We start from the raw sequence: 16168 nt of genomic DNA on the forward strand, positions 1-16168 counted from the left end.
GAGTTACGGCGGTACATAGCGGCAGGGAAACGCCCGGACCCATCCCGAACCCGGAAGCTAAGCCTGCCAGCGCCGATGATACTACCCAACCCGGGTGGAAAAGTAGGACACCGCCGAACACAATTTAAGTCCTCGGCCCTCCAATTTCGATTGGAGGGCCGAGGCATTTTTATTTGCACTAATTCAGTCGAATAATGCCGGCGCGGTGCGGCTTTTCTCTAATGCCAGCAACGCCCTTTTTCGATCGAGTCCACCGCCGTATCCAGTGAGACTGCCATTTGAGCCGATCACCCGATGGCAGGGCACGATGATGCCAATCGGATTGTGCCCATTGGCCAGCCCGACAGCGCGGAATGCGCCCGGCGACCCAATCTGCCGGGCGATCTCGCCGTACGACCGCGTCTCCCCGTACGGAATGGTGAGCAGCGCCTGCCACACCTTGCGCTGAAATGCCGTGCCCACCAGATTCAGCTCGAGTTCGAATTCGGTGCGGTCGCCGGCGAAATACGCCTCGAGTTGCTCGACGGCCTCCGGAAACGCGTCGTCGTCGGGCTCCCAGCCGACATGGCTCGGCTCGTAGGTCTGGTCGACCATCCGCAGATGCATCAGCCGGCCATCCCTACCTGCAAGCGTCAGCTTCCCGACCGGGCTGTCGACCGACCGAAACAGCACTTGTTCCATCACTTCTCCTTCGGCGGCCACTCGTTGACCGCGTGATCCAGGGCCGTCCACAGATGCTGGGTGGCATACGACCGCCAAGGCCGCCACTGCGCACTGCGTTCGGTGAGCGGGCGGACGTCGTCGGGCAGCCCGAGCTGTCTGGCTGCCAGCCGGACACCGAGATCGCTGACCGGGAAGGCGTCGGGGTCTCCGAGGCCCCGCATCGCGATCACCTCGGCAGTCCACGGGCCGATGCCCGGCAACGCCAGCAGTTGTTCGCGCGCCCGGTTCCAGTCGCAGCCGGCGTCGAGCACCACGTCGCCATTGGCCATCGCGCCGATCAGGGTCACCAGTGACCGTTGCCTGGACTTCGGGAAGGCGAGGTGCGCCGGATCGATCTCGGCGAGGTGTTCGACAGCCGGAAAGACAAGTGACAGACCACCGTTCGGGTCGGCGACCGGTTGCCCGTAGGCCATCGCGATGCGCCCGGCGTGCGTACGCGCGGCCTTCAGCGACACCTGCTGTCCGAGCACCACGCGGATGGCCAGTTCCTGTTCGTCGATGGTTCGTGGGATTCGCTGTCCCGGTGCCTTGGCCACCAAGGCGGTGAGGTCGGGGTCGGCGCTCAATGCGTCGACGACGGCTTCCGGGTCGGCGTCGAGGTCGAGCAGGCGGCGGCAACGCGCGATCGCCGTCGACAGATCGCGGAAACCGTCCAACACCAACCGACACTGCACGTGGTCAGGATGCGGTGTGAGACTGGCGATTCCGTTGCCGTTGGGCAGGCGCATCGTCCGCCGGTAGGCGCCGTTGCGCACTTCTTCGACGCCGGGCACCGCACTGGCGGCGAGATGGCCGAACAAACCCTCGTACGCGAACGGTGTGCGCACCGGCAGTCGCAGCGACAACACGCCGCGTGCGCCGCCGCCGTCGTCGTCGCCCCGCCCGAACCGCGCCCGGGCGCGCTGGCGTAGCGCGGTGGGGGTCAGGTCCAACACCATCCGGACCGTGTCGTTGAACTGCCGGATGCTCGAGAAGCCGGCCGCGAACGCGACATCGCTGAACGGCAGCTCGGTGGTCTCGATCAGCACCCGCGCCGTCTGGCTGCGCTGCGCGCGTGCCAGGGCGAGCGGATTGGCGCCGACCTCGGCCTGCAGCAACCGCTCGAGCTGTCGGGTGGTGTAGCCGACCCGCGCCGCCAGGCCGGTGACGCCCTCGCGGTCCACGGTGCCGTCGGCGATCAGCCGCATCGCCCTGGCCACGACGTCGCCACGGACATTCCACTCAGGCGAACCCGGCGACGCGTCGGGCCGGCACCGCTTACAGGCTCGGAAGCCGGCGCGCTGCGCGGCAGCGGCTGTCGGATAGAACCGCATGTTGCGGGCGAACGGAGGGCGGACCGGGCAACTGGGCCTGCAATAGATCTTGGTGGTCAGCACGGCGGTGACGAACCAACCGTCGAACCGGGCGTCCTTCGACTGGACTGCCCGATAGCAGCGGTCGAAATCCTCGTGCATGCATCGACAATTACACGAGCCCACCGACATCACTGGCGGAAAAACGACATCGTGGTTTCAAGTGATCACCCGCGCGAGGAAGCCGTCGGTGAGCGAGGCGACGACGTCGGGAGCTTCGTCGAGTGCGAAGTGGCCCGCATCGATCACGTGCACCTCGGCGCCGGGCACATCGCGCCGGTAGGCCTCCGCCTCGTCCTGTTGAAACGACGGATCGTAGCGCCCCCAGAGGACCAACAGCGGCGGTTGCATCTCGCGTAGCCACCGCTGCCAGTCCGGATAGCTCGCGACGTTGGTGCGGTAGTCGTAGAACAGGTCGGTCTGGATGTCCTGTTGACCGGGGCGACGCAGGAACGAAAGTTCGTCGGTCCATAGATCGGGGTCGTAATGGTCCGGATGCGGGCTGTTGCCGACGTGGCGCTGCCGGGTCGCCGCGGGCGAGAAGAAGTTCTCGCGAAGCGCTTCTTCGTGGCTCGCGCGGTCGGACCAGAACGCCCGGCGTGTTTCCCATAGCGGGCCGAGGCCGTCCTCGTGGCACACCGCATTCTGCACGACGAGCGCGGTCAGTCGCTCCGGCCGACGCACCGCAAGCCGCATCCCGACAGGTCCGCCGTAGTCCTGGACGACGAGCGAATAGCGGTCGAGACCGACTGCGTCGGTGAACCTCTCGACGTACGCTGCGATCCGGTCAAACGTGTAACCGAAGCTGTCTGCGGACGGCGCGTCACTGTGACCGAACCCGGGGTAGTCAGGAGCGACCATTCGGTAGCGGTCAGACAACCGGTCGATTAGCGGCTGCCACATCCGCGATGACGAGGGAAACCCGTGCAACAGAAGAACAACCGGCGCATCGGGGGCGCCGGCCTCGCGGTAGAAGAGATTCAGACCATCGATGTCGACCGTCTGGTACCGAGTCGTAGCCATCGGCGGTAAAGCTACCGCACCACCGCATTCATGAGTTAGCAGCACATTCCCAGCTGGCCCTCAGCACATGGCGGTCTAAGCGATATCACAATCATTTGTCAGGCGTTTCCAGTTATTAGGAGTTCAGATGGTCGATCGTCGACGGATCACGGTGGCAGGCGGCGCCGTGTTGATTGCAGTTGCCGCGTTCACCGCGGCCTGCGGCAGTAGTGGTAACCAAGCGCCGTCGTCGACAACGACACCGACGACTACGACCACGACGACCACCACCCCTCCGCCTCCGCCGCCGACGAGCGCACCGCCGGCTCCCACCGAAAAGAGCATCAACCCGACTGGCGGAAATCTGTTCACCCCGTCGGTGTTGGCACCTCCGGCGCCGACAGAACCTCCGGGTGTTCACCGCAACAAGTAATGGCGTCCGCGCCCGAAATTAGGAGTAACACATGACTTCTCGGCGGATCACGATCGCTGGCGGCGCCATGCTGATCGCGGTGGCTGCATTCACCGCGGCCTGTGGTTCGAGTGGTAATCAAGCGCCCTCGTCCACGACCACCACGACACCGACGACTACGACCACGACAACCACCACGGCGGCGCCCCCGGCGACGAGTGCGCCTGCGGCGGCTCCCACCGAAAAGAGCATCAACCCGACTGGCGGCAATCTGTTCACCCCGCCCGTGGTGGCTCCCGGCGCTCCGACCGTCCCCGCCGGTCAGCACCCCGGGATCAACGGAGTCAGCTAGACCTTTCGTCGAATCCTGAACAGCGCGAACGCGAGCAGGACCGACGTCACGAGGTTATAGGCGCTCAGCGCGCCGTAGAGGAAACTGTCGCGTGGATCGAAACCGAGTACGCCTGGGGCGTGGTGTGCGACCTTGAACGCGCACACCACGGTCAGGACGGCCCACCCGAATGCCGTGACGGCACTGAAGATCAGGGCCGTCCGCGGGCCTAGACATGCCAGCAGGGCCAGCGCTCCCATCACCAGGAGGAGCGCGGCATGCGGCGGAGTCACCTTGAGTCCCAGCATCGGCATGCCGTCGGCGCCGAATCGGGCGTACCCCATCGACGAGGCCAACGCCACGCCGCCGAGCACCCCGATGGCCAAGCCCTCGACGGTCAACAACCCTCGGCCTACGCTGGAGCGACTGGCCACTGGCACTGAGGCGCTCGACAACGGCGGCACGTGCTCGCCGACTGCTCGGTCGCGCCGATCAACAGTCGCGGTTTGCCGAACCACGCCTCCAACTTCGCCCACGCGTCCAAGGGTGCCCCCACGCGATGGATTATGGGGTGGACACAAGCGGATTCGCAGCGGATACGGTGCAAGTCCACAACAAAACATGCGGGACGTGATTTCACCCGCGCGCAGGGCACTCGGTATGGTCAACGTCGATGCGCGCCCGATTTAAGCAAACCGTGGCGGCCGGTATTCTGTTCCCGGTCGTCGCGAGCGGTTGCAGCTCGCAGGCGCGTCCGACGACATCCATCACGGTGTTCGCGTCGTCGGCGATGATCAAGAGCTTGACGACGATCGGCAAACAGTTCGAGGCTGAAAACCCGGGAACAGCAGTCGAGTTCATCTTCTCCGGCTCGTCGGATCTTTCCGCCGAACTGTCGAACGGCAATGGCGCTGACGTATTTGTCTCCGGTGATCACGACAACATGACCACGGTGGCAAACGCCGGCCTGATAGCTGCTCCTCCAGTTCCCATCGCGGCGAACAGCCTGGTGATCGCGACGGCACCGGGAAACCGCGGGCAAATCGCCTCGTTCGCGGATCTTGGCCGGCCAGGGGTGCGCGTCGCGGTGTGCGGCGTCCCCAGCGCTTGCGCAGCGGCCACCCGTCAACTCGAGGACCGCGCCAGGGTGCCACTTCATCCCCAGTACAACGACATGACGGATATCGACGTTCTCCGCGATGTGACGACGGGGAAGGCCGACGCCGGCCTGGTGTTCCAGACCGATGCGATGAACGCCGGGGACAAAGTCTCATGGTTCGCATTCCCTGAATCGGCCGATGCCCAGGTCACGTCTTGGATTGCACCGGTCAAAGATTCAGATCAGGCGACTCTTGCCAACAAGTTCATCCAGGACGTCACAGGTCCGGCCGGCCGAAAGGTCCTCGCGGACGCCGGATTCACCGAACCCACGGAAAAGTTCGAGGGATAGCTGATCGACTGGGCCCTCGAGGCGGGTCACCGTTTCCAGCGCCCGCCCCGAGGGCGGATGACGGTTTACAGCGGAATCCACTGGCCGAGGAACCAGAAGCCCCATCCGTGCCCGTCGCCGGCAGGCACTGGGTACACCTGCTGACCGTTCCAGTTGAACGGCTGGTGGTCGAAGCGGCCTTGATCGACACCGCGGTTATGCCAGTCGACAGGGCCTGGTCCACCGCGGTCGTCATGGTGGTCACCACACGCTGGTTGGCCCGGGTGATCACATCCCCACGGATCTGCGTTCGCCGTGCCGATGCCGAATAGCCCGGCCGCGCCGATTCCGGCCGCCACGGCCGATGTAAACAACACTCGCTTGAAAGTCATTGATCCACTCCGTTTCTCGTCGATGTGGCAGCACTTGCCGCGCGACAATGACGTTAAGGACCGGATGTTGTGTTGCTCTATGTTAACCGTGTGCTGGAGCTGTGCAAGCGGTAACAGATGCACAACCGTTTGCTCTCAACGAGATTGAGCGCACGCTCGTCAGCTTCATCTCTTCCAGCCGCTGCGGCAGCGCGTCGACCCATTGAGCCAGCACATCACGGATGGCGTCGGCGTCGAGTTCCTGGCCGTCCTCGCGTTCGATGTGGATCAACCCCTGCCCTGCTACGTCGAGCAGTACCGCGAGCAGGCCATCCCGATCACGGGACCCATCGAGCAACGGTAGGAGATAGCGGTCCACCGGCGACAAGGGCAGTTGTTCGTGCCAGTGGTTGAACACGAAGGCATCGGTGTCGTCGCGGGTCAGTCGCGCCATCCGACGTATCGGCTCCGCAAGGCGGATCGGTGTGCACGACGGCTCAGGCGACACCGGGTCGAGTCGATAACGGCCCAGCCCCTGAACGACGATGCCCTCGATGAGGGCGTCGATCTGCGCTTCGAGATCGGGTGTCGGCGAAGCGCCGGCGCCGGAGAGGCGATTGCGGGCAGCCTCGACGATCTGCGGCCATGACAGCGTCCATGGCCATTGGTCGGTCAGCGCATCGACCGCCGCCTTCTGCCCCTCGTCGAACTGCGCCCAATCGGGCAGCATGGCCGACGACATCGCAAAGTGCATGCGGCGCAACCGACTTCGGTCCAAGGTGCGTCTGATTTGCATCGCAGATCCGGCGCGGACCAGAAGCGACTGGCGATAGTGCCGGTTGACGGCGAAGTCGAGGTGCTGCTCGAGCAGCACCTGATCGTCAGCATGTTCGAGTACATGCTCGGCGACGACCGGACCGTAATTCGTGGCGAATGAGTATTCCGGTTGGGCCTCGGCCAGATAGTCCAAGCCGTGGCTGCGCGCACGCGCAACGAAGTCGGTGAAATAGCAGGGCAGGTTGTACAGCTCGAGTTCTTCGTGGAGGACGTAATAGTCGCCGGCGCCTGGGGCCGTCCGCCGATAGTCGTCTACCGCTCTGCTGAGCACGGTGCCCGGCTGGGCCACCTTTTGCAGGAAGTCGACCATGGCGCGCGCCCGACTGACCTTCTCATCGGCAGTCGCGCTGTCACCGACGTTCAGCAACATCGCATCGCGCACGATCTCCCTGGCTTTCCAGCCGGGATATGTGTTGTAGCCGACATATGCCACCCCGTTGGGCGCCAGCAACCGTCCGCAGGCCGCCAGAATGGCGTCCTGCACATGAGGTGGCACCCAGCTGTACACGCCATGGCAGACGATGAAGTCGAACTCGCCCAGCGCATCTAGTTCGAGACGCGCGATGTCTGCGTGCAGGAGTTCGACGTTGTTGAGTGCCAAGGCCTCGACGCGGTGGCGCGCCTGCTCGATGTGCACCAGCGACAAGTCGACGCCGACCGCTTTGGCTCGAGGGTGCAACGCCGCGAATGGAAGCAAGTTCCCAGCTGCCGCACAACCGATTTCAAGTACACGTGCGTTTTCCGTCGAAGGCGGATTCAGTCCGAACGACGATGCGACAGCTGCCAATTGCCCTGGGGCGGACCAGGGATGGGCGTAAGATTCGTAGGGTGCCTCGTCATATGTGGCACGCACGTCATCGACCGCGCCTTGCAAGTCGTGCGGGTGTCGGCTGGCCATAAGCGTTCGATGATGGCGTGCTCAGGTTGTGACCAACACCTTGAAAAGCTGTGTGATTACGGGCACTGACCGTTGTTCACGCAGCCGGCCGCCGCAGTCGCCTTCAAGGTAGGCGACGCGAATGCCGTTGCCTCGGTCGTGGCCGGAGCCGCCGCCGTCGCCGTCGCGCCCATGCTCATCGCGGTCGGGTCGATCTTCATGGCCGGCACCACTGGAGACACGTAGGTTCCTCCCGTGGACGAATCCCCTGATCCCCCAGCGACATTGCTCGGATTGGCATTGTCAGGGTGGGTGGAGACCAGGATGGTTGCTGCGACTACCGCAGCCATGCCGAACCCAGCCGAGAGACGGGAAAGTCGTTGCGTTTTCATTGATTACCTCCAGAACGTACCCAAAACCGTTTGTACGTCGACTTTTGGTGAACATCAATCGAATACAGGCTTTCCCAACCGACGACCAGTGAACCTCATACGCAGTCACAGGTGAAAGTAACCTTGCGTAACATGTTGGCAGGCAGCATGGTTCTATGAAATTCGTTATCGGCATGGTGGCCGTTTGTGCGATGTTCCTCGGATGCGGCGTGGCTGAGGCGGACTCTCAGCCCAGCGTCGTGGGGCAGAAGTACAGCGACGCGTCATCTGCACTGTCATCAGCGGGTTTGGGGGTCGTGGTGTCGACGACCGTCGGCGATAGCGTCGACCGGTCAGACTGCATCGTCACGCGGCAGCAAAGCCGAACCGAGGCTCCGCCCGAGAACACCAGCGCTGGGCCGACCAACCAAGTTCTGCTGTCGCTGAACTGCGGAGCGCCGGTGGCCTCGGCAACGTCGTCTGGGAACTCGCTGGCCAGTCCTGAGGGCAGGGCCGCGGCCGCGGCAGCAGCCTCGAAGTCTTCCGGTAGCTGATCGCTAGACCGGGAGCGCCAGCCGCGTCGGTTCGTCGAGGCCTCGCAGCGTCACCGTGTCGCCGAGCGTCCAGTGGCCGCGCTCGCCTTCGCTGGCACTGTCCACGGTGTCGGAGGAGGCGAGTAGATGGCCTGGCGTGGTTTTGGACAGCTCGCACAGCCTTGCCGCTTCGTTCACGGGTTCACCGATGACGGTGTACTCGAAACGCTCCTTGGCGCCGACGTTTCCGGCCCCCGCCTGGCCCGAGGCGACGCCGAGGCCCGCCTCGCACTCCGGCACCTCCGCCCGTATCCGCCTGACGATGGCGCGACTGGCCGCGAGCGCTTCGTCCTCGGGACGATCCAGCCGGTTCGGTGCGCCGAAAACCGCCAACGCACCGTCACCCTCGAACTTGTTCACGAAGCCGTGATGGCGGTCGACCTCCTCGACGATCACGGCGAAGAACCGGTTCAGCAGGTCGACCACCTCGGTCGCGGGTCGGCCCGCGACCAATTGGGTCGAACCGATGATGTCGACGAAAATCACCGCCACGTGGCGTTCTTCGCCGCCGAGTTCGAGGCGCTGCTGTTCGGCGGCGGCCGCCACCTCCCGGCCGACGTGGCGCCCGAACAGGTCACGGACACGCTCGCGTTCCCTCAGTCCGCGCACCATCGTGTTGAAGCCACGCTGTAATTCACCGAGTTCGGTGCCGTCGAACACCACGACGTTGCAGTCGAGGTCGCCTTGCTCGACATGCTTGAGCGCCGAGCGCACGACACGCACCGGGGTCGCCGTGAGCCACGACACAATCCACATCAAGGTGAAGCCGACGAGCAGCGCGAGGATCGCCAGAATCTCGACGGCGAGGGCGAATTGCGTCTCGGTCAGGTTCTGCAGCGCGACCGCGAACACCGCGAGCAACGCGATGCCGACCACGGGCAGTGAGGCGAGAAGCCACACCAGCATCAGTCGGCCCATGATGCCTGCAGTGAGCCTGCGTGGCGGCGGACCTGCTTCGAGCGCCTGCGCGGCGACGGGTCGCAGCGCGAACTCGGTCAACAGATAACTGGCGGTCGCGACCACGACGCCGGCGAAGCTGACAGTGAAGAGGAATCGCGGGATGAATGCCGTGTTCTGCAAGCCGTACAGCGTGGTGAACAGCGCCGTCCCGACGCCCCACAGGAACAGGTGCGCCCTGGCGACCCGCCATGCCGCCAGGAAGGTGTTCAGCTGGTCTTCGCGTGTCGGTGCGACATCCTCGATCGCCCACCGCAGCGCGTTGACGGTCCGATGGGTGATCCAGAACGTGCCGACCAACAGCGCCAGCAGGATGTAGGCCGGGCCCACCACCCACGTGATCCAGAACGGTGCGTCGGCGAAGACGCTCGGCACCGGAAACGCCACGATGACCAGCAGGAGCGCCGCGCCGATGCCGATCATGTTGGCGACCAGAATGAACACCGTCAGGATCACTTGGATGCGGACCCGCCGGCGCGCCTGACTTTCCGTCGATTTGCCCAACAGCCAGGAGCCGTAGTCGGGCGTATCGGGCAGCCTGCCGCTCTGCCGCGTCACTCTCTCCAGAACCCGGCCCAGTCTGCGCGCAACGCTCATCGTGCCTCAGCCTAGATTGGCGCCATCTTTGCTTAAGGTGTTCGGGTGCGTCTCGTGATCGCCCAGTGCACCGTTGACTACGTCGGGCGGCTGACCGCCCACCTCCCGTCGGCCCGCCGATTGCTGCTGTTCAAGGCGGACGGCTCGGTCAGCGTGCACGCCGACGACCGGGCCTACAAGCCGCTGAACTGGATGAGCCCACCCTGCTGGCTGTCCGAGCAGCTCGATGGCCCGGTGCCGGTGTGGGTCGTGGAGAACAAGGCGGGGGAGCAGCTCCGCATCACCGTCGAGGACATCGAGCACGATTCCAGCCACGAACTCGGCGTCGACCCCGGTCTGGTGAAGGACGGCGTCGAGGCGCATCTGCAGGCCCTGCTTGCCGAGCATGTGGAGTTGCTCGGCACCGGCTACACGCTGGTGCGCCGTGAGTACATGACCGCGATCGGACCCGTCGACCTGCTGTGCCGCGACGAGCAGGGCCGGTCGGTGGCCGTCGAGATCAAGCGGCGCGGCGAGATCGACGGCGTCGAGCAGCTCACCCGGTACCTCGAGCTGCTCAACCGCGACACGGTGCTGGCCCCGGTGAGCGGAGTCTTCGCCGCCCAACAGATCAAGCCGCAGGCCAGAACCCTCGCTACCGACCGCGGAATCCGTTGTCTCACTTTGGACTACGACGCAATGCGCGGCATGGACAGCGCCGAGTTCAGGCTGTTCTGACAAACTGGTGGCATGCCCCGGCGCCGCCCCCCACCTCGTCGGCAACGCCCGCTACCGCCGTTGCCGGACCGCCGCAGGGTGGAGACCGGGCCGGACGGTTATGACTACGAGGTCAGGCCGATCGCGGCGGCGCGGGCCGTCAAGACGTATCGCTGTCCGGGCTGCGACCACGAAATCCGTACGGGCACAGCGCATTTAGTGGTGTGGCCAGTGGACGGTGGGGAACATGCGGCCGAGGACCGGCGGCATTGGCATACCCCGTGCTGGACGAACCGGGCCACCCGCAGCCCGACGCGAAAGTGGAGCTAGTGGTCTTCGGCCGGCTCGACGAGCTCGACCAGCACCCCGCCCGCGTCCTTGGGATGGATGAAATTGATCCGCGAATCAGCGGTGCCGCGACGGGGCGCGTCGTAGAGCAACCGGATGCCCTGTTCGCGGAGTCGCTCGCTCAGCGCGTCGATGTCGCTGACGCGGTAGGCCAGTTGCTGGATGCCGGGCCCGCGCTTGTCGAGAAACTTCGCGATGGGCGACTGCTCGTTCAGCGGCGACATTAGCTGAATCTGCGCGCTACCGACCGGGGCGCCGCGCACCGACAGCATCGCCTCGCGCACACCCTGGTCTTCGTTGACCTCTTCGTGCAGGACAATCATGCCGAGGTGGTCGTGGTACCACTTGATCGCGTCGTCGAGGTCGGCGACCGCGATGCCCACGTGGTCGATTGCTGTGATTAAGGCCGTTGCGATGATCGGTCGCGCATCGACCTGCTCGGCAGTCATAACGTAAAGGTAACCTAACGACCTCGGTTTCGATACTGGGGTCCCGACGGATAGCCTTTCAGGAGCCGCTGGAAACCTGGTTGGAGGCAGATATGACGACGTCGGTGATTGTTGCTGGAGCCCGCACACCGGTCGGCAAGTTGATGGGGTCGCTGCGGGATTTCTCGGGCAGCGATCTGGGCGGCATCGCCATCGCCGGTGCGCTGGAGAAGGCAGGAGTTCCGGCGTCGCTCGTCGAATACGTGATCATGGGTCAGGTGCTGACCGCCGGGGCCGGTCAAATGCCCGCTCGGCAGGCCGCCGTCGCCGGAGGGATCGGCTGGGATGTGCCCTCGCTGACCATCAACAAGATGTGTTTGTCCGGCATCGACGCCATCGCGCTGGCTGATCAACTCATCCGCGCAGGCGAATTCGACGTCGTCGTGGCCGGCGGCCAGGAGTCGATGACCAAGGCGCCGCACCTGCTGATGGACAGCCGCGCCGGCTACAAGTACGGCGACGTCACCGTGCTCGACCACATGGCATACGACGGTCTGCATGACGTGTTCACCGACCAACCGATGGGCGCGCTGACCGAGCAGCGCAACGACGTCGACCAGTTCAGCCGTGCCGAGCAGGACGAGGTCGCCGCGCGCTCACACCAAAAGGCTGCTGCGGCATGGAAAGACGGCGTCTTCGCCGACGAGGTGGTGCCGGTGAAGATCCCACAGCGCAAGGGTGATCCGCTGGAGTTCGCCGAGGACGAAGGCATCCGCGCCAACACCACGGCGGAATCGTTGGCCGGGCTCAAACCGGCGTTTCGCAAGGACGGCACCATCACTGCCGGTTCGGCGTCGCAGATCTCCGACGGCGCCGCCGCCGTCGTGGTGATGAATAAGGACAAGGCGCAGGAACTGGGATTGACCTGGCTGTGCGAGATCGGCGCGCACGGCGTCGTCGCGGGCCCAGACTCCACCCTGCAGTCGCAACCGGCGAACGCGATCAAGAAAGCCATTGCCCGCGAAGGCATTTCGGTTGATCAGCTCGACGTGATCGAGATCAACGAGGCGTTCGCGGCGGTGGCGCTGGCGTCGACGAAGGAACTCGGCGTCGATCCGGAGAAGGTCAACGTCAACGGCGGGGCCATCGCGATCGGCCACCCGATCGGCATGTCCGGCGCGCGGATCACCCTGCACGCCGCGCTCGAGCTGGCACGTCGCGGTTCGGGCTACGCCGTGGCCGCGCTGTGCGGCGCAGGCGGCCAAGGCGACGCGCTGGTCCTGCGTCGGAGCTAGGCGTCTACGACGCGATGTAGTAGCCGGGGTGTTTTTCGGGCACAATGGCGCCCATGACACCCGCATTCGACCTTCGGTCCGCCGCAGGTTGGTTTCGACTGATCGCCATGGCGGAAGCCGTGAGCTGGGTCGGTCTGCTGATCGGCATGTACTTCAAGTACCTGGGCACACCGCGCACCGAGATCGGCGTCAAGGTGTTCGGCATGGCCCACGGGCTGATCTTCATCGGCTTCGTGGTCGCCGGTCTGCTGGTCGGGATCGCCCACAACTGGGCCGCGCGAACATGGTTGCTGGCGTTGCTGGCGAGCGTCGTGCCATTGGCCAGTGTGATCTTCCTCATATGGGCTGATCGGACCGGCCGGCTCGGGGTTGCCGGGGCGGCTGCGGCGGTCGTGCAACCGGGACGGCGCGCACCGGAAACGACGTGACAGACTTGGGGGCGTGAGCCGTCCACGACCCCCTATCGCGGCCTCCATGGCCGGTGCAGTCGATCTGTCAGGTCTCAAGCAACGACCGGCGCCGTCCGGTGAGGGTGCCGCAGGCGGCGCCCAGCCTGCCGGCGTCGAGATCACCGAAGCCAACCTCGAAGCCGAGGTGCTTGTCCGGTCCAACGAGGTGCCTGTCGTCGTGTTGCTGTGGTCACCCCGCAGCGAGGCCAGTGTGCAGCTCGGTGACATCCTCGGCCAGCTCGCGGCCGCCGACAGCGGCAAATGGTCGCTGACGACGGTGAACGTCGACACGGTGCCGCGGGTGGCGCAGATGTTCGGCGTGCAGGCGGTGCCCACGGTGGTGGCCCTGGCCGCTGGACAGCCGATCTCGAGCTTCCAGGGGGTGCAGCCGCCCGAACAGCTGCGCCGGTGGGTCGACTCCCTCCTGGACGCGACCGCGGGCAAGCTCAGCGGCGGAGGAGACGAACCCGAACAGGTCGATCCCGAACTGGCCAAAGCGCGTGAACACCTCGACAACGGGGACTTCGATGCGGCGTTGACGGCGTATCAAGCCCTGCTCGACGCGAACCCGAACCATGCAGAGGCCAAGGGCGCGGTGCGTCAGATCGGTTTCCTGCAGCGCGCCACGTCACGCGCGCCTGGCGCGATCGTCGCCGCCGACGCCAAACCCGATGACATCGAATTGGCTTTCGCCGCCGCTGATGTCGACATCCTGCAGCAGAACGTCGCGGCGGCGTTCGACAGGCTGATCGGCTTGGTCAAGCGGACCGCAGGCGACGACCGGACCAAGGTCCGCACCCGGCTGATCGAGTTGTTCGACCTGTTCGACCCGGCCGACCCGGAGGTCATCGCGGGCCGACGCAAGCTGGCGAACGCGCTCTACTGACGTAGTCAGGCCGGCTCGAACCACAGCGCGGCCAGTGGCGGCAGCACCATCACCGCCGAGGCCGGGCGGCCGTGCCACGGCTCCTCAGTGGCCTCCACCGCGCCGTAATTGCCGATTCCCGCGCCGTTGTAGATGTCGGCGTCGGTGTTGAGCACCTCGCGCCACGTCCCGGCGTGCGGCAGCCCCAGCCGGTAGCGGGTGTGCTCAGAACCGGAGAAGTTGAACACGCACGCCAGCATCGAGCCGTCGTCGCCGAACCGCAGGAAACTCAACACGTTGTTGGCCGAGTCGTTGGCGTCGATCCACGAGTAACCCTCGGGACGGGTGTCCTGCGACCAGAGCGCACGATGACTGCGGTAGATGCCGTTCATGTCCTGCATCAGCCGCTGAATGCCGGTGGAGAAGCTGTTCTCGTCGAGCTGGTACCAGTCGACGCCGCGCTCCTCGGACCACTCCGCACGCTGGCCGAACTCCTGACCCATGAACAGCAACTGCTTGCCAGGATGCGCCCACTGGTAGGCCAGCAGGCCCCGCAGGCCCGCCGCCTTGACGTGGTCGTTGCCCGGCATCCGGCCCCACAAGGTGCCCTTGCCGTGCACCACCTCGTCGTGGCTGATCGGCAGCACGAAGTTCTCGCTGTAGGCGTAGAGCATCGAGAAGGTGATCTCGTGGTGGTGGTAGCTGCGGTGGATCGGGTCGCGTTTGATGAACTCCAGCGTGTCGTTCATCCAGCCCATGTTCCACTTCATCGAAAAGCCAAGGCCGCCAAGGTTGGTCGCCCGTGTCACGCCAGGCCACGACGTCGACTCCTCGGCGACCGTCACGATGCCCGGTGCCACCTTGTGCACGGTGGCGTTCATCTCCTGGAGGAACTGCACGGCTTCCAGGTTCTCGCGGCCGCCGTAGACGTTCGGAGTCCAACCGCCCTCCGGGCGCGAGTAGTCGAGGTAGAGCATCGACGCGACCGCATCGACACGCAGCCCGTCGATGTGGAATTCCTGCAGCCAGTACAGTGCGTTGGCGACGAGGAAATTGCGCACCTCGGCCCTTCCGAAGTCGAACACGTATGTACCCCAGTCCAATTGCTCGCCGCGGCGGGGATCGGAGTGTTCGTAGAGTGCGGTTCCGTCGAAGCGGCCCAGCGCCCACGCGTCCTTGGGGAAGTGCGCAGGCACCCAGTCCATGATCACGCCGATACCGGCCTGATGCAGTCGGTCCACCAGGTAGCGGAAGTCGTCGGGGTTCCCGAGGCGTGACGTCGGCGCGTAGTACGACGTGACCTGGTAGCCCCACGATCCGCCGAACGGGTGTTCGGCCACCGGCATCAACTCGACATGCGTAAAGCCCTGCGAGACCACGTATTCCGTCAGTTCGTCGGCCAGTTGTTGATAGCTCAGTCCCGGCCGCCAGGACATCAGGTGCACCTCGTAGGTGCTCATCGGCTCGAACACCGGGTTCTGGCCGGCACGTCGGGTCATCCAGTCGGAGTCGCTCCAGGTGTAGGCGCTCTTCGTCACCTTTGACGCGGTCTGCGGCGGTACCTCGGTGGCGAACGCCATCGGGTCGGCACGTTCGGTCACGGCGCCGTCGGCGCCGTGGATGCGGAACTTGTACAGTCCGCCGATCTCGAAGCCTGGCCAGAACAGCTCCCACACACCCGTCGAGCCGAGCACCCGCAATTGGGCCTCGTTACCGTCCCAGTGATTGAACTCGCCGATCAGGCTGACGCCCTTGGCATTCGGGGCCCACACCGCGAACGAGACGCCTTCCACCACCCCGTCGGGCGTGGTGAAACTGCGCGGGTGTGCGCCCAGGATCTCCCAGAGTCGTTCGTGGCGCCCCTCGGCGAACAGGTGCAGGTCCATCTCACCGAGCGTGGGCAGGAAGCGGTACGCGTCGGCGACGGTGTGGGTATGGGTGGCGCCGTCGGGGGCCGGGTAGCTGACCTCGAGACGATAGTCGACGAGGTTGGTGAACGGCACCGCGACTGCGAACAGGCCCGACTCGATGTGGCTGAACGCATAGCGCTCGCCGCCGATGAGCGCGACGACCTCCGCCGCGTGTGGCCGGTACGCGCGAATCACCGTGTGATCGCCGTATTCGTGAGCACCCAGAACCGAGTGCGGATCATGGTGTTCCCCGGCCAGAAGGCGGTTGAGGTCCGCGGTGTGTGGCCGAAGGTGCGGGCTCGTGCGTTGGTTCGTCTGAGTCATC

General features: G+C 65.2%; 19 protein-coding genes and 1 rRNA gene. 10 read left to right on the forward strand and 10 right to left on the reverse strand.

Annotated elements, in window-relative coordinates; all coding sequences use genetic code 11:
• The first annotated feature begins 4 nt into the window (after positions 1-4).
• Positions 5-119 (forward strand): 5S ribosomal RNA (gene rrf, locus C1A30_RS00100).
• A 64-nt stretch (positions 120-183) separates the two neighbouring features.
• On the opposite strand, the gene C1A30_RS00105 is transcribed toward rrf, so the two are convergent.
• The 4 genes from C1A30_RS00105 to C1A30_RS36460 all read right to left on the reverse strand — a co-directional run bounded on the left by C1A30_RS00105 (position 184) and on the right by C1A30_RS36460 (position 3410).
• Positions 184-681 carry a methylated-DNA--[protein]-cysteine S-methyltransferase gene (locus C1A30_RS00105; RefSeq protein ID WP_101946595.1) on the reverse strand — a complete coding sequence of 166 codons (498 nt, stop codon included), beginning with the start codon at positions 679-681 and terminating at the stop codon, positions 184-186.
• A complete protein-coding gene (locus C1A30_RS00110; protein WP_101946268.1) occupies positions 681-2177 on the reverse strand; it encodes a DNA-3-methyladenine glycosylase 2 family protein in 1497 nt (498 codons plus the stop codon). Before C1A30_RS00110 ends, C1A30_RS00105 begins: the two co-directional genes overlap by 1 nt.
• A gap of 57 nt (positions 2178-2234) precedes the next feature.
• Positions 2235-3098 (reverse strand): alpha/beta fold hydrolase, encoded by an 864-nt coding sequence (locus tag C1A30_RS00115; RefSeq protein ID WP_101946269.1) that lies wholly within the window; start codon positions 3096-3098, stop codon positions 2235-2237.
• Between the two features lie 123 nt (positions 3099-3221).
• On the reverse strand, positions 3222-3410 hold the full coding sequence (locus C1A30_RS36460) for a hypothetical protein (RefSeq protein ID WP_160112663.1): 189 nt from the start codon (positions 3408-3410) through the stop codon (positions 3222-3224).
• Between the two features lie 131 nt (positions 3411-3541).
• Here C1A30_RS36460 and C1A30_RS00125 point away from each other — a divergent pair, with 131 nt between their 5' ends.
• On the forward strand, positions 3542-3841 hold the full coding sequence (locus tag C1A30_RS00125) for a hypothetical protein (RefSeq protein ID WP_101946271.1): 300 nt from the start codon (positions 3542-3544) through the stop codon (positions 3839-3841).
• Here C1A30_RS00125 and C1A30_RS00130 read toward each other — a convergent pair.
• Positions 3838-4356, reverse strand: coding sequence for a DUF4383 domain-containing protein (locus C1A30_RS00130; protein ID WP_142392525.1), 519 nt, complete (start codon positions 4354-4356; stop codon positions 3838-3840). The genes C1A30_RS00125 and C1A30_RS00130 overlap by 4 nt on opposite strands.
• A 137-nt stretch (positions 4357-4493) precedes the next feature.
• Here C1A30_RS00130 and modA point away from each other — a divergent pair, with 137 nt between their 5' ends.
• Positions 4494-5270 carry a molybdate ABC transporter substrate-binding protein gene (gene modA, locus C1A30_RS00135; protein WP_101946273.1) on the forward strand — a complete coding sequence of 259 codons (777 nt, stop codon included), beginning with the start codon at positions 4494-4496 and terminating at the stop codon, positions 5268-5270.
• Positions 5271-5335: 65 nt separating this feature from the next.
• Here the strand turns inward: modA and C1A30_RS00140 are convergent, their stop codons facing one another.
• Together C1A30_RS00140 and C1A30_RS00145 are read right to left on the reverse strand one after the other, a co-directional pair.
• A complete protein-coding gene (locus tag C1A30_RS00140; RefSeq protein WP_101946274.1) occupies positions 5336-5641 on the reverse strand; it encodes a hypothetical protein in 306 nt (101 codons plus the stop codon).
• Positions 5642-5723: 82 nt separating this feature from the next.
• Positions 5724-7355, reverse strand: a complete 1632-nt coding sequence (locus C1A30_RS00145; RefSeq protein ID WP_101946275.1) for a methyltransferase regulatory domain-containing protein — start codon at positions 7353-7355, stop codon at positions 5724-5726.
• Positions 7356-7427: 72 nt separating this feature from the next.
• Between C1A30_RS00145 and C1A30_RS35500 the strand changes: the two genes are divergently transcribed.
• Positions 7428-7580: a hypothetical protein gene (locus tag C1A30_RS35500; protein WP_160112664.1), complete on the forward strand. Its 153-nt coding sequence runs from the start codon at positions 7428-7430 to the stop codon at positions 7578-7580.
• A gap of 301 nt (positions 7581-7881) precedes the next feature.
• On the forward strand, positions 7882-8259 hold the full coding sequence (locus tag C1A30_RS00150) for a hypothetical protein (protein ID WP_101946276.1): 378 nt from the start codon (positions 7882-7884) through the stop codon (positions 8257-8259).
• Between the two features lie 3 nt (positions 8260-8262).
• Here C1A30_RS00150 and C1A30_RS00155 read toward each other — a convergent pair whose 3' ends face one another.
• Positions 8263-9852 (reverse strand): adenylate/guanylate cyclase domain-containing protein, encoded by a 1590-nt coding sequence (locus C1A30_RS00155; RefSeq protein ID WP_101946277.1) that lies wholly within the window; start codon positions 9850-9852, stop codon positions 8263-8265.
• 45 nt (positions 9853-9897) lie between these two features.
• Here C1A30_RS00155 and nucS point away from each other — a divergent pair, with 45 nt between their 5' ends.
• Together nucS and C1A30_RS00165 are read left to right on the forward strand one after the other, a co-directional pair.
• The gene (gene nucS, locus C1A30_RS00160; protein ID WP_101946278.1) at positions 9898-10569 is read left to right on the forward strand and encodes an endonuclease NucS; all 672 of its coding nucleotides are present in this window, start codon (positions 9898-9900) and stop codon (positions 10567-10569) included.
• Between the two features lie 12 nt (positions 10570-10581).
• Positions 10582-10878, forward strand: coding sequence for a hypothetical protein (locus C1A30_RS00165; protein ID WP_101946279.1), 297 nt, complete (start codon positions 10582-10584; stop codon positions 10876-10878).
• Here C1A30_RS00165 and mce read toward each other — a convergent pair.
• Positions 10875-11345, reverse strand: a complete 471-nt coding sequence (gene mce, locus C1A30_RS00170; protein WP_067810055.1) for a methylmalonyl-CoA epimerase — start codon at positions 11343-11345, stop codon at positions 10875-10877. The genes C1A30_RS00165 and mce overlap by 4 nt on opposite strands.
• Before the next feature lie 92 nt (positions 11346-11437).
• Between mce and C1A30_RS00175 the strand changes: the two genes are divergently transcribed.
• Genes C1A30_RS00175 through C1A30_RS00185 form a run of 3 tightly spaced genes read left to right on the forward strand, consistent with a single transcriptional unit; the run spans position 11438 to position 13954 of the window.
• Positions 11438-12619, forward strand: a complete 1182-nt coding sequence (locus tag C1A30_RS00175; RefSeq protein WP_101946280.1) for an acetyl-CoA C-acetyltransferase — start codon at positions 11438-11440, stop codon at positions 12617-12619.
• Positions 12620-12663: 44 nt separating this feature from the next.
• On the forward strand, positions 12664-13047 hold the full coding sequence (locus C1A30_RS00180) for a DUF3817 domain-containing protein (RefSeq protein ID WP_101946281.1): 384 nt from the start codon (positions 12664-12666) through the stop codon (positions 13045-13047).
• A gap of 13 nt (positions 13048-13060) precedes the next feature.
• Complete coding sequence (locus C1A30_RS00185) at positions 13061-13954, forward strand: tetratricopeptide repeat protein (RefSeq protein ID WP_101946282.1); 894 nt, start codon at positions 13061-13063, stop codon at positions 13952-13954.
• Between the two features lie 5 nt (positions 13955-13959).
• On the opposite strand, the gene glgB is transcribed toward C1A30_RS00185, so the two are convergent.
• Entirely contained in the window at positions 13960-16167 is a 2208-nt protein-coding gene (gene glgB / locus C1A30_RS00190) for a 1,4-alpha-glucan branching protein GlgB (protein WP_101946283.1), read from the reverse strand.
• Position 16168 lies beyond the last annotated feature (1 nt).

It is taken from the genome of Mycobacterium sp. 3519A (assembly GCF_900240945.1).
GTDB lineage: Bacteria > Actinomycetota > Actinomycetes > Mycobacteriales > Mycobacteriaceae > Mycobacterium.